11 protein-coding genes are annotated in these 13,427 nt (G+C 33.4%); 5 read left to right on the top strand and 6 right to left on the bottom strand.

From position 1 onward, the window contains the following. Window positions 1-8 precede the first annotated feature (8 nt). From ABXT66_RS10535 to lpdA, 3 genes are read left to right on the top strand one after another with little or no spacing between them, the layout of a single operon-like run. The gene (locus ABXT66_RS10535) at window positions 9-2,903 is read left to right on the top strand and encodes a 2-oxoglutarate dehydrogenase E1 component (protein WP_443643470.1); all 2,895 of its coding nucleotides are present in this window, start codon (window positions 9-11) and stop codon (window positions 2,901-2,903) included. A gap of 8 nt (window positions 2,904-2,911) precedes the next feature. Continuing rightward, on the top strand, window positions 2,912-4,201 hold the full coding sequence (sucB, locus tag ABXT66_RS10530) for a dihydrolipoyllysine-residue succinyltransferase (protein ID WP_443643469.1): 1,290 nt from the start codon (window positions 2,912-2,914) through the stop codon (window positions 4,199-4,201). 23 nt (window positions 4,202-4,224) lie between these two features. Then, window positions 4,225-5,637 (top strand): dihydrolipoyl dehydrogenase, encoded by a 1,413-nt coding sequence (lpdA, locus tag ABXT66_RS10525; protein WP_443643468.1) that lies wholly within the window; start codon window positions 4,225-4,227, stop codon window positions 5,635-5,637. Here the strand turns inward: lpdA and ABXT66_RS10520 are convergent. Next, a complete protein-coding gene (locus ABXT66_RS10520; RefSeq protein WP_443643467.1) occupies window positions 5,634-5,963 on the bottom strand; it encodes a DMT family transporter in 330 nt (109 codons plus the stop codon). The genes lpdA and ABXT66_RS10520 overlap by 4 nt on opposite strands. Window positions 5,964-6,053: 90 nt before the next feature. Here ABXT66_RS10520 and ABXT66_RS10515 point away from each other — a divergent pair, with 90 nt between their 5' ends. Next, a complete protein-coding gene (locus ABXT66_RS10515) occupies window positions 6,054-6,830 on the top strand; it encodes a class II aldolase/adducin family protein (protein WP_443643466.1) in 777 nt (258 codons plus the stop codon). 198 nt (window positions 6,831-7,028) lie between these two features. Beyond that, window positions 7,029-8,930 (top strand): molecular chaperone HtpG, encoded by a 1,902-nt coding sequence (gene htpG / locus ABXT66_RS10510; RefSeq protein ID WP_443643465.1) that lies wholly within the window; start codon window positions 7,029-7,031, stop codon window positions 8,928-8,930. A 174-nt stretch (window positions 8,931-9,104) separates the two neighbouring features. Here the strand turns inward: htpG and ABXT66_RS10505 are convergent, their stop codons facing one another. From ABXT66_RS10505 to ABXT66_RS10485, 5 genes are all read right to left on the bottom strand, one after another. Further along, window positions 9,105-9,239: a hypothetical protein gene (locus tag ABXT66_RS10505; protein ID WP_443643464.1), complete on the bottom strand. Its 135-nt coding sequence runs from the start codon at window positions 9,237-9,239 to the stop codon at window positions 9,105-9,107. Window positions 9,240-9,257: 18 nt separating this feature from the next. After that, complete coding sequence (locus tag ABXT66_RS10500) at window positions 9,258-9,704, bottom strand: hypothetical protein (RefSeq protein ID WP_443643463.1); 447 nt, start codon at window positions 9,702-9,704, stop codon at window positions 9,258-9,260. 163 nt (window positions 9,705-9,867) lie between these two features. Beyond that, window positions 9,868-10,830 carry an SGNH hydrolase domain-containing protein gene (locus tag ABXT66_RS10495; RefSeq protein ID WP_443643462.1) on the bottom strand — a complete coding sequence of 321 codons (963 nt, stop codon included), beginning with the start codon at window positions 10,828-10,830 and terminating at the stop codon, window positions 9,868-9,870. A 373-nt stretch (window positions 10,831-11,203) separates the two neighbouring features. After that, the gene (locus tag ABXT66_RS10490; protein WP_443643461.1) at window positions 11,204-12,229 is read right to left on the bottom strand and encodes a class I SAM-dependent methyltransferase; all 1,026 of its coding nucleotides are present in this window, start codon (window positions 12,227-12,229) and stop codon (window positions 11,204-11,206) included. Between the two features lie 315 nt (window positions 12,230-12,544). Continuing rightward, window positions 12,545-13,327 carry a Wzz/FepE/Etk N-terminal domain-containing protein gene (locus tag ABXT66_RS10485; protein ID WP_443643460.1) on the bottom strand — a complete coding sequence of 261 codons (783 nt, stop codon included), beginning with the start codon at window positions 13,325-13,327 and terminating at the stop codon, window positions 12,545-12,547. Between the last annotated feature and the right edge of the window lie 100 nt (window positions 13,328-13,427).

Raw genomic sequence — 13,427 nt, 5'->3', positions numbered from 1 at the left:
TTGTAGCTATGAACGATCAAAATATCGATCAAAGTTTTCTTTCAGGAGCAAATGCAACTTTCATAAATGATTTGCATAAAGAATGGAAAGCAAATCCTAATTCTGTTCCAAAAGAATGGGATCTGTGGTTCAAAAATAATGGTGACGATGTAATTTTAGATGATGGTCCTAGCTGGGCCAAAAAAAATAGCCAAGTTATTGGTGCAATTGACACCGTTGCAAGTGTTAGAGCTGTAGCAAGGGGAATTGCTGGAAAAGGAGATCTTTCTGCTACAGATTTAAGGGCCGCTACTACAGACTCTATAAGAGCAATAATGCTTATAAGAGCATTTAGGATAAATGGTCATTTATTAGCTAAGTTAGATCCTCTTAATCTTCAAGAAGGAGATGTTCACCCTGAATTAAATCCTAAAACTTATGGTTTTAAAGATGATGACTGGGATAGACCAATTTTTATTGATAATGTTTTAGGAATGGAGTCTGCCACTCTGCGACAGATTATGGAAATAGTAAAAGAAACATACTGTGGTTCTATAGGTATAGAATTTATGCACGTACAAGATCCTGCTCAAAAAGCTTGGATACAAGAAAGAATAGAATCAATTAGAAACACGACGGAATTTACTAAAAGAGGAAAAAAAGCAATTTATGAAAGATTAGTTGGAGCAGAAACTTTTGAACAATTTCTTCATAAGAAATATGCTGGAACTAAAAGATTTGGTTTAGATGGATCAGAGTCAGTAGTTCCTGCTATTGAACAAATACTTAAACGCGGTAGCCAGTTGGGAATGAAAGAAGTTGTAATAGCAATGGCTCACAGAGGTAGGCTTAATTTATTATACAATATATTAAATAAGCCGTTTAGAGCTATTATTTCAGAATTTTTAGGTAACCAAGCTAATCCTGAAGAGGCTGGAGGGTCTGGAGACGTTAAATATCATATGGGTGCATCAGCTGATCGAGAGTTTGACGGAAACAACGTTCATTTATCTTTGCAACCAAACCCATCTCACCTAGAGGTAGTTGCTCCAGTTGTAATTGGTAGAGTTAGAGCTAAACAAAATCAACATAATGATACTAACGATAGATTATCTGTTCTGGGTATTGTGCTTCACGGAGATGCAGCCTTTGCAGGCCAAGGTGTTGTTGCAGAAACTTTTGATTTTTCTGGTCTACGGGGTTATAGAACTGGAGGTACTATTCATATAGTTGTAAATAATCAAATTGGATTTACTACTAGCCCAAATTATTCTCGTTCAAGTCCATATTGTACGGATGTTGCTAAGATGGTGATGGCTCCCATTATGCACATTAATGGGGATGACCCTGAAGCAGTTATTCATGCTTCACGTATAGCTACTGAATTTAGACAGAAATTTGCTTGTGACGTCGTTTTAGACATAATAAGTTATAGACGTTATGGACATAATGAAGGTGATGAACCTGCATTCACACAACCTATCATGTATAAAAAAATAGGTTCACATGATAGTATAAGTACCATTTATGGTAAGAAACTAGTAAAGGAAGGTATTTTAACCGACCAAGAAGCTAAAGATGAAGTCGATAACCATAATAAATTTCTTGAAAAAGAATTTCAGGCGGGCGCGAATTACAAACCAAATAAAGCTGATTGGTTAGAAGGACAATGGGCAAATCTGAGAGCGGCTCATGGTGATGACAGAAGAGGAGAAACTTCTGTTTCAACAGATGATTTAAAGTTAATTGGCAATGCTATTACAACGATACCTGAAAATATTCAAGTTAACAAAAAACTTGCAAGAATAGTTGAAGCTAGGAAAAAAGCAATTGATACAGGAGAAGGAATTGATTGGTCAACTGCCGAGCATCTTGCCTTTGGTTCTCTATTAATAGAAGGTCACCCCGTAAGGCTTTCTGGCCAAGATAGCTGTCGAGGTACTTTCTCTCAAAGACATGCTGTGTTTGTGGATCAAGTAAAAGAAGAAAGATACACACCTCTAAATAATATTAAAGAGAACCAAGAAAACTTTGAAGTTATAGATTCTCCTTTGTCAGAAGCATCAGTTTTAGGATTTGAGTATGGATATTCTTTAACAGAGCCAACGGCATTAGTCATGTGGGAAGCTCAGTTTGGAGACTTTGCAAATGGCGCTCAAGTAATTGTTGATCAATTTATCTCAAGTGGAGAAGCTAAATGGCTTAGAATGTCTGGTTTAGTAATGCTGCTGCCTCATGGATACGAAGGTCAAGGTCCTGAACATTCGTCAGCAAGATTAGAGCGTTATTTGCAGTTATGTGGTGAAGATAATATGCAAGTATTAAATTGTAGTACACCAGCTAACTACTTTCATGCTTTAAGAAGGCAGCTAAAGAGAGATTTTAGAAAACCATTAATAATAATGACACCTAAAAGCCTTTTAAGAAATAAAATGTGCGTTTCCAAACTATCCGACATGGCAGAACAAACAGCGTTTCGAAGAGTTATTAAAGACCCAGATATAAATTTAAAAGATAAGAACATAAAAAAAGTTGTTATTTGTTCAGGAAAAGTTTTTTATAATTTATATGAAGAAAGAGAAAAAAGAAAACTAGAGAATGTAAAAATATTAAGACTAGAACAAATTTACCCTTTTCCACATAGAACTCTTAAAGAAGAACTTTCAAAAACACCCGATGCTGAAGTTGTATGGTGTCAAGAAGAGCCTAAAAATATGGGTTCATGGTTTTTTGTTGACAGGAAGATAGAAGATGTACTTATGTCGTATAAAGGTAAGTTTTTACGCCCTACTTATGCTGGTAGAGAGGAAGCTGCTTCACCTGCAACAGGGTCTTTATCTAGACACAACAAAGAACAGGCAGATTTAGTTAATCAAGCTTTAACAATAGAAAATAAAAAGACAAGTAAGCATGCTGCAGAATAGGTCTATAAATGTCAGATAAACTAGATATAAAAGACTTAGCTATGCCTTCAGCTGCTAAAATTATTGCTGAAAAAAAATTAGATGTTTCTAAAATACAAGGGACTGGTTTACAAGGTAGGATAACTAAAGGTGATGTTCTTTTATATTTAAATCTTGAGAAAAACGATGATAAATTAGTTTCAAAAAACAGCATGTCTAACAAAATTATTTCTAATCGAAAGGATAAAAAGATGGATGTTCTTGTTCCAATTTTAGGTGAATCTGTTGTGGAAGCAACTGTTTCAAAGTGGATTAAAAAGCAAGGAGAGTTTGTTGAAGTAGATGAACCAATTGTTGAATTGGAAACAGATAAAGTTACCCTGGAGGTTCCAGCGTCCATATCTGGTATTTTAGATAATCTAGCAGTATCAGAAGGCGATACTGTAGAAGTGGGAGCATTATTAGCAATGATAGTTGCTGGTGAGAAAACAGAAGAAGTTAAAAAACCTGGTGTAGAAAAAAAAGAAGAGAAAGTGCATCAACAAAAAGTTGTTCCTAACATTAATGAAAGTAAACCTGTTGCTACAGAGTCCAAGATCATCAGAAGCACTCAAAATGAGAATTTAGAAGAACGAGTGCCAATGTCAAGGCTACGTCTAGCCATAGCTCGCAGATTAAAAGAAGCTCAAAATACTGCAGCTATGTTAACTACATACAATGAAGTAGATATGTCAGCTCTAATGGAAATGAGAAGTAATTATCAGGATAGTTTTGAAAAGAAAAATGGCGTAAGACTTGGTTATATGAGTTTCTTTGTTAAAGCGGCAATTGATGCTTTAAATCAATTCCCTGCAGTAAACGCAGAAATAGATGGTAATGATATAATCTATAAAAATTATTATAATATTGGTGTTGCAGTAGGAACTGCTCAAGGTTTAGTTGTTCCTGTATTAAAAAATGCGGATGACATGTCTTTTGGAGAGACTGAAGCAAACATTGCAGAATTTGGAAAAAAAGCAAAAGATGGAAGCTTAGGTATTTCTGATATGGCTGGTGGAACTTTTACTATTTCAAACGGTGGTGTTTATGGTTCCTTGATGTCGTCACCAATTTTAAACCCTCCACAATCAGGGATTTTAGGTATGCATAAAATTCAAAAAAGACCCATTGCTATTGGTGATAATATTGAAATTAGACCTATGATGTACTTGGCACTGTCTTATGATCATAGGATAGTTGATGGAAGAGAAGCGGTATCATTTTTAGTTAGAATAAAAGAAATTATAGAAGACCCTAGACGACTTGTAGTGGGCGCATAATTCAAAATTTAAAGGTTTTAAAAATGTCACAAAATAAATACGATCTTGTTGTCATTGGTTCCGGTCCGGGTGGATATGTAGCCTCTATAGTTGCTGCTCAAAAAGGAATGAAAGTAGCTAGTATAGAAAAGAGAGAAAGCTTAGGTGGAACTTGTTTGAATGTGGGTTGTATACCTTCAAAGGCAATGTTGCATGCTTCCGAACAATATGAAAATTCAGTTAAGGTAAATGGAAACGAGGATTGGGGTATCAAATGTAAAGAAGTTACCTTGGATTTAGATAAATTAATAAAAAAAAAATCAGGTATAGTCGAAGAACTCACAAAAGGCATAGATTATCTTTTTAATAAGAACAAAGTTAAAAAATATCTAGGTGCTGCTAAAATTATTTCTTCTAATGAGGTAGAGATTAATAATAATGGAAAAATAGAAAAAATACATGCAGAAAAAATTATTATAGCAACAGGTTCTACCCCTACAATTCTTCCTAACATTGATATAGACGAGACGCATATAGTAACTTCAACAGGCGCTTTAGATTTAAAAAAAGTTCCAAAAAAACTAATTGTAATTGGTGCGGGAGTTATAGGCCTAGAAATGGGTACTGTCTGGAGAAGACTGGGTTCGGAAGTAGAGGTTATTGAATTTCTACCCAGAATATTGCCTGGAATGGATAACGAAGTTGCAGATAAATTTATGAAAATTTTACAAAAGCAAGGTCTGAAGTTCAAGCTTAGCCATTCTTTAGAAAGTGTTAAAAAAGTTGATGGAAAGGTTATGTTATCTATTAAAGATACTAATACTAACAGTTTAAAACAAATAGATGCTGATGTGGTTTTAATTGCTGTAGGCAGAAAACCAAACACTAGTGGATTAGGTCTTGCAGAGTTAGGTTTGGCAACTGACAAACATGGCTTTATCGAAATCAATAATAAATTCGAAACCTCTATAAAGAATATTTACGCAATTGGAGATGTAATCAAAGGACCGATGTTGGCCCACAAAGCGGAAGAAGATGGAGTAGCCGCAGTTGAAATAATTAATGGAGAAGCAGGTCACGTTGATTATAATTTAGTTCCAGGAATAATATACACAGCACCTGAAGTGGCTGTCATAGGTAAGACTGAAGAAGAATTAAAAAATGATGGTATTAGCTATAATAAGGGAGTATTTCCTCTAACTGCTAATAGCAGGGCTAAAGCAATTGGTCATACAGATGGAATGGTAAAAATCCTAGCTGATAAATCTACTGATAAAATTTTAGGTGCACACATGATTGGTCATGAAGCTGGAACTGTAATCCATGAGCTTTCAATTGCCATGGGTTTTGGAGCATCCTCAGAAGATGTAGCCAGAATTTGTCATGGGCACCCAACTGTAAATGAGGCAATCAAAGAAGCTGCCCTGGCCACTTACTCTAAGGCGATACATTCTTAATTCGCACCCATTTTGCTGTAAAAAACTAAAAGAATCACGCCAATTATAATTAATCCTATTCCTAGAATTGCTAGAAAATCAGGTATTTCTTTGTACTTTAATGCTCCTATGATTGTGATTGCAGAAATACCAACAGCCGCCCATATTGAATAGGTGATTGCAATAGGGATTGTTTTCATTGCAAGCATCATAAAGTAGAAAGCTGTTCCGTAACCTAAAACAACAAAAATGCTAGGTATTAATTCTGAAAAATTATTAGTGCTTTTTAGATATGTCGTTCCAACAACTTCTCCAATAATAGCAATAAAAAGATAAAAATAACCCAATTCAAACCTCATAGATAATTAGATTATTTATAATATTTGACTTAACTAAATACAATATGAGAATATCATAATTTTATAGGGTTTTGATTAATGAATGAAATTCAAACAAGTTCACAATATCTATTAAATAATAATTTTGATGAAGAAAGAAAAGAATTAGCCGCAGCATTTAGATGGGCAGAAAGAAGTAATCTACATGAAGCCGTTGCCAATCATTTTAGTTTAGCAGTTAACTCTGATGGAACTCAGTTTTTGATGAACCCAAATATGTGGCATTTTTCTAGAATCAAGGCGTCTGATCTACTTTTGTTAGATGTTAACGACAAAACTGTTCTTAAAAAAGAAAATGCTCCTGATGCAACAGCATGGGGTTTGCACGGTGCTATACATAAAATGTGTCCTCATGCGAAATGTATAATGCACGTTCATTCAATATTTGCCACGGTTTTAGCGTCTTTAGATGATTGTTATCTACCACCTATCAATCAGGTTGCCTCAATGTTTTTTGGAAGACAAGTTGTTGACAAAAAATATGGTGGTCTAGCTTTCGAAGAAGAAGGTGCAAGATGTGCAAAATTATTGTCAAATCCTAAAAAGCATACTTTTATAATGGGTAACCATGGTATTTTAATTTTCGGACAAAATGTAGCAGAGACTTTTAACCGTTTATTTTATTTTGAGAGAGCAGCAAAAATGTATATTAATGCTCTTCAAACAGGAAAAAAAATCAGTATTTTAGATGATGATATTGCAGAAAAAACTGCTGAAGAGTTAGATAACGAAGAATTGCCTAACCCAGCTGGTACAGCATTCTTAAGAGAAATAAGGCTAATACTAGATCAAGAAAATTCTGACTATAATAAGTAATAGAATATTAATTAAATTTGTTGTTCATATTAATAATTATTAAAGACAAATAATAATTTACCTAACTAATTTTCCAGCACCAAAAAGTTTGACCTTAGTTATAGAATAGCTCCCCAAAAATTTAAAATTTACTCTTGAAAATTACATAGTTAATAACCAACTATCTATATATATCTTAATACAAAAGGGGACATCTAAATGACTAATATGAGTAATAAATTTGAGGCAGATACAGGTAAAATATTAGATATAGTCATAAATTCTCTCTACTCTGAAAGAGAAATATTTTTACGTGAATTAGTGTCAAATGCATCAGATGCTCTTGATAAGAGAAAATATTTAGGTCTAACAGATAAGAAAATAAATAATTCTTCTGATGTATCTGAAATAAAAATCGAAGTTAATAATAAAGAAAAAATATTAACAATTTCAGACAACGGCATAGGTATGAATGAAGAAGATTTAAAATCATCTTTGGGAACTATTGCTAGATCAGGAACAAAAGCTTTTCTTGAACAGGTTGCAAGTAATAGTAAAGACAAGAAATCTGATATGTCTATGATTGGACAATTTGGTGTAGGTTTTTACGCTTCATTTATGGTGGCTGATAGCGTTGAGGTTGTATCAAAAAAAGCTGGTGAAGAACAAGCTTGGAAATGGTCTTCTGATGGAAAAACAGGTTTTGATTTAGTGAAAACTGACAAAGAGATTGCTGGGACATCTATAACTTTAAAATTAAAAAAAGACGCTAAAGAATTTTTAGAGGAAACAAGGCTTCAATTTGTTGTAAGAAAATATTCTGATCATATTTCATATCCAGTTAAATTATTAGAAATTGATAAAAAAGATGCTAAAGAAAAAACATTAAACGAAGCCTCTGCTTTATGGACAAGACCTTCTAAAGATATAACTGAAGAGCAGTATCAAGAATTCTTCTCTCACATTGGTGCTGGTTTTGGTAAACCATTATTAACAATGCATAATAATACAGAAGGTACCATAAGTTATACTAATTTGATATGTATTCCATCAACAAGGCCTTTTGATTTATTTAACCCCGATAGAAAATCATCCTTAAAATTATATATAAACAGAGTTTTTATAACAGATAAGTGTGACGCCTTAGTTCCTAGTTATCTAAGATTTATAAAAGGTTTAGTTGATACTCAAGACATTGATTTAAACGTAAGTAGAGAAATGCTTCAGAACAATCCAGCTGTATCAAAAATAAGTAAATCACTGGTTGGAAAAATTTTAAGAGAACTTAAAAAAGTAAGTGAAAAAAATGTTGATGGTTATAAGAGTTTTTGGAAAGAATATGGGGCTGTTCTAAAGGAAGGTCTTTATGAAGATGCGGAAAGAAAAGAAACCTTATTAGATTTATGTAGGTTTTCTACTAATGAAAACGATGAAATCATGTCATTATCTTCTTATTTAGAAAAAATGCCAGAGAATCAAAAAGACATCTATTATATTTCAGCTGAAACTAGATCACAAGCTTTAGCTAGTCCACACCTAGAAGGCTTTAAGTCAAAAAATATACCAGTTTTAATTATGACTGATGCTATTGATCAATTTTGGTTGCCTATGATTGGAACTTTTAAAGATAAAAAGTTTACATCTATAACTCAAGGACAAATTAATTTAGACGATTTAGATGAGAAAAATAAAGACAAAAAATCTGAGAATAAAGATCAAAAAGAAAAGCAAGCTAAAGAATTTGTTGATCTAATAGCACAAATGAAAGTTGTATTAGGTGAACAGGTAAAAGATATAAGGCTATCTTCTAATTTAACAGACAGCCCAGTATGTTTGGTCGCAGACGATGGTGATATGGATATTGCAATGGAACAGCTTATGGCGCAAAGAGATGCTAATTATAAAGGTGCTCCTCGTATTTTAGAAATTAATGGTGACCATACCCTTATTAAAAATATGAAATCACTACTGAGTAAAAAAGAAAATAACGACTTAGTGAGTGATGCGGGTACTTTGCTTTTTGAACAAGCAAGATTACTAGAAGGCAAAATGCCAGCAGATCCAGCGCAATTTAGTAAAATAATGAACCAATTTTTATTAAAAGCTATTCCCACTCAATAGTTCCAACGTTGTAAGACATTGTTCTTATTACTTCTTTTTTATACTTTCTAACAAATTTCTAACATTTGAGTAGAAATAGCGTACTTAAATGCTTATTCGATGCTATTGAAAAACAATAGAAACACTAAAATAAGGTTAGAAAGTTTCTAACCTCTTTTAGAGTATGATTTCAACTCATTCAGCCATCAACTGCTTTATTGCTTTTCCTCTAATATCACCCTTTGTTAGTTTGTATTCGACAATGAGTTTCTTCACTTCAGCAATAGCATCCTTCTTATCTGCTTGTATCTCTTCTAATGAACGTACCATATCTTTTCTCCTTTTTTGTTAGATAAACTTACCTTCAACAACATTAGCAATAGCATCTATCGCTAACTTCTTTTTACGGCTAATGGCAACACTTACTATACGTGCTTCATATGCCGCATCATACGCTTCGTCTTTTACTCTGCATTCTACTTTCAATCCTATAGCCTTTGCTAACTTCTTATTATCTACTTTCTCTCCATTCATTAGAGCAATTTTTTGTATTTCATATACGTCAAATGAAGCTTTTAAGTTCTCTATCTTTATAGGCTTTGTCAGATGATAACGTGCGTTTGAACGATTTGGATTACGCACTTGTCTTCCCTTTTCAAACTCCATCCCTTTCGCAAATATCCTATCTATTGCTGTGACTATCTGCTTTCTTTGTATGTTCTTTGGCACTTTTATAAGCGAACTACTTTCATCTTCTACTGCTTGTATTGCTGTATCTCTATCATAAAAAAGCATTAGTTTGCTTACACTTATTTGTTCAGAAAATAGATACTAACGAAAAAGAACTGAAAAGAGCAGAACGACACAAAAAGTGGCTACGTAAAAAATTGCCAAACACACGTGTAGAAAAGGAAAATCAAAAGCAGATACTAAAACTAAGTAATGTTGTTGTATGTGATTAATTTCCTCTAATATTTACCTCTGCCTTATTAATTTGTTCCATAATCAATTCAACAATCATTTCCGAACCTTTAGCACTTGGATGATCGGAATCTGCGTAAAAGACATTATCATAATCATGTGTAACACATCTACCTTTCAATTGTTTATTACAAAACAATGTATGGGGATAAACACGATAGATATTTGGAGATTGAATAGAGTCAAACAATTCGAATGTTGATTTTGAGCGATTTTGATACACCTCATAACTTGTGTTTAGGATTTCAAAATCAGAACTCATATCAGAAACTGATTTACCTTTTATCGAATTTAAAATGTAATGTGGCACAGACACACCAACTTCTGGTATAGGGTAGATTAAAACAACTTTATGGCCTTGAGAGATTAACAATTGAACTGTATTTTTGAACTCTTCTACAAATGGAATATTATTTTCTGATTTAAATGTAAGCCATATATCTCCGAATTCTTCAACTTTTTTATTAACAAAACTTCTTGAACTTATGTATGCGTGAAACCTTCCGCCTAAAAGAATAATAGAAGGCTTTTGTTCTATGCTTTTTAATCGAAAATTTTGATGATCAGAAGAACATCCATAGAATATGTTTCCGTTAGCATCATAATTATTCACGTTCAAAACGAAAGGACAGCCAGGAGTATTGATCTCCAAATAGTTAAACTCATTACCTAATGATGAAACGAGCTGTGGAGACATTGAAGAAAGATGACTATCAGATAGAGCATGTACACGCGTAAGGTTTATGTCATTATCTATTCTACAAAAGTCAGCAAATCTTTGATAACATGGCCTCCCTTCTTGCTTGAAGTGATTCCAAACTTCTTCATATAAATTCTGTTTTGAAAGAATCGGTGGGAGCCTATCTTTGTATCCATCTTTTGAAATAAAATCATAATTCACAAAAGTCAGTGCCGCTAATGAAATTACTATGGCACTCAAAAACAACTCTCTACTAAAAACCTTTGAGTTTCTGCATGATTTTTCAATTAAGAAATATGAAATAATCGAAAGCACAAAAGCCAATAAAATCAAATTACATGATTTGACTTTCTAACAAGTTTCTAACAATGATATGTAATAAAATCTACTCCCACTCAGTAGTAATATTGAAAATTACCTGTTTAATATTAATCATTTACCACCTACTAATAGTTAGTGTGAAACTAATGTGTAACTTCATCACTACTTTGCACGTTTTATCTACGCTTGTGCAACTATTGCAATTCAATAGTTTGCGCACTCGGCACTTGCATAGTGAAGACATAATTTTATTCTTAACACTGCCTGTAATTATTCACATAGCTGCAGAATTCTATTTTACAGATCCTCTAACTACTAAATGCCCAACGTGCTCACAACTTACTTTTTCTAAACCGATCTCCTTAGCCCACCTTAATACAGTATCGACTGTTTGCGGTTGATCATATTTTGGCGCCCAATTATCGTAAGTATCTAAAAATGACCATTCACGTAATAATTCATCACCTAATTCAGGGTAATCTCTACAATAGTTAACCACTGGTAGTAGACGTGATAATGCTTTACCAACGTACCGAGTCTTAATAACTAATTTAGACATTGGATAAACAAAAGGGTGAATTAGACTAAGAATTTTCAGAACAGTAGTTTCTTTTAGATGAGAAGTTATCAATCTTATTGGATATTTCCAGCCAAGCACGGATCTGAGCCGTTTCCAGTAATAATCCACTACTAGGTAGCCAGGTTTCTTGACTACCGGGGGCAGAGACTTGAAAGCCTGTTCTACATTTGGCGTGTGTTGAAGAACGCCTAAACAATAGACTATGTCAAAGCTGCTTTCCTTAAACGGAAGTTTATAAATATCACCTCGTATCGCCCTAAAATTTGAATATTTCTCCAAGTTTTTGGAAGCAACCTGCGCTGCAGCTGAGTAATCTAAGCCTATTACATAAGCGCCTGCATTTAACGCTATTTCTGCAAACCTCCCTGTTCCACAACCTACATCTAAGATCAGTTTACCTTTTAACTCATTTGGTTCTAATTTAAGAGCTTTAAAGAATCTGATTGCTGATATTGATGTCCCATTAAAAGAGTCTAACTGAAGCTTAGGAAACCGCATCCATTGATCACCAAAATTATCTGCATAATTAGTTTCATTCGCAAAATTGATAACTCCATTAATAACAGGATATGATTGACCACTTTCATTTTTTATTTCCACAATTTTTCCATTTTGTGAATGCAACTTTATCAAAGGACTACGGCTCACAGGATCAACAAGAATTTCAGACAAAATTTTATCTATTTGAGCCATTATTTTAGTTTCGCCATCTGCAAATTGCTGTTTCTTAAGTGCCAAATCTTAGTCTCTGAGTTACTACGAGTTTCAGTAGTCACACATTTGTGTAACTGTATGAAAAAAGGCTAAGGAAATCAACGATTGATTTACGTTCGTGAAAGTAATGTGTAAGTAATAAATTTGATCAAATCAGTTATTTACACCAAAATAATTACTCTCATTCAATAGTGGCAATGATATAAATTATTGATTTATATAGAATTTAAGACCAATTTCTAACAAGTTTCTAACTGCTCTATTCGTTTGTGCGTACGAAGGGAACTATTGAAACTCAGTAATATCAATGTGTTAGTGAAAAGGCGATTGAGAGGTTTCTTACGCTTCAGCCAACTGCTTTTTACGATTCCTTATAGTATTGCGAGTAAGGATAAAGAACACACCAACCATTCCACCTAAAACTACAGACAATGCGAGTGTAAAGAAGGAATTAGGTGAAACTTTTTCGGGCGCTTTAGGACGCTGAATAGCAAGTACGTTTGCTCCCTTTTCTGCGCTAATAATATATCTATCAATCGGAAGCAAAATATCTAAAATATTGTTATCTGCTGTAGTTAAATCCTTCAAACGTTCTTCAATTATTTTCAGTTCCTCTTTAGCACGAACAACATACTCATTCTTTAGCAATCCGTTTATGTGAGAGGCATACTCAAAAAAATCATCCAATACAGGAATTTGATTTGACTTAACAAGTACAAACGAATAGCCTCTCTTTTCAGATACTAATGTTGCCAACATTTGACCTTCATTTTTTGACAATACGAAACCATCTACAACTACATTCGTACTAAAATCTTCAAACTTTATAGAAATATTACTATTATTCTGTTTCCACTCCTCAAATACGCTGACGGAATAAAACTTTGTTCGGAAATCAGTTTTTATCTTATTATTTTTATAAAAGGGAGGGATTGTATTTAATGAAAAAATCAACTTTGACTCGTACTTAGCGTCTTTCTGCAAAAGAAAACCACCGCCAAGTAAAACGGCTATCGCAACGATCGCACTGATTAGCCACTTGCCATCCCATAACGTTTGGAACAACTCAAAAATGTCGATTTCATCATCTTGTACTTGGTTTATTTCGTTCATTTGTTTCATTTTGTATAACCATGTGATTATTGGACGTTTAAGGTGATCATAAAGTATCATAATTAAAAAAAATAGAAATTATTTAATTCACTTAACGTGAATTTATAGA

This window comes from Candidatus Levibacter sp. Uisw_134_01, assembly GCF_047717795.1.
Classification (GTDB): domain Bacteria; phylum Pseudomonadota; class Alphaproteobacteria; order Puniceispirillales; family Marisalimonadaceae; genus Marisalimonas.
The sequence above is the reverse complement of the archived record's forward strand: the minus strand, read 5'-3'. Positions and strand labels throughout refer to the sequence as shown.

Excerpts from the sequence above, each read along its gene's own strand:
- ABXT66_RS10515 (WP_443643466.1), top strand. The coding sequence starts at position 6,054 with ATGAATGAAATTCAAACAAGTTCACAATATCTATTAAATAATAATTTT.
- ABXT66_RS10485 (WP_443643460.1), bottom strand. The coding sequence starts at position 13,327 with ATGAAACAAATGAACGAAATAAACCAAGTACAAGATGATGAAATCGAC.
- lpdA (WP_443643468.1), top strand. The coding sequence starts at position 4,225 with ATGTCACAAAATAAATACGATCTTGTTGTCATTGGTTCCGGTCCGGGT.
- ABXT66_RS10535 (WP_443643470.1), top strand. The coding sequence starts at position 9 with ATGAACGATCAAAATATCGATCAAAGTTTTCTTTCAGGAGCAAATGCA.
- sucB (WP_443643469.1), top strand. The coding sequence starts at position 2,912 with ATGTCAGATAAACTAGATATAAAAGACTTAGCTATGCCTTCAGCTGCT.
- ABXT66_RS10500 (WP_443643463.1), bottom strand. The coding sequence starts at position 9,704 with ATGCTTTTTTATGATAGAGATACAGCAATACAAGCAGTAGAAGATGAA.
- ABXT66_RS10505 (WP_443643464.1), bottom strand. The coding sequence starts at position 9,239 with ATGGTACGTTCATTAGAAGAGATACAAGCAGATAAGAAGGATGCTATT.
- htpG (WP_443643465.1), top strand. The coding sequence starts at position 7,029 with ATGACTAATATGAGTAATAAATTTGAGGCAGATACAGGTAAAATATTA.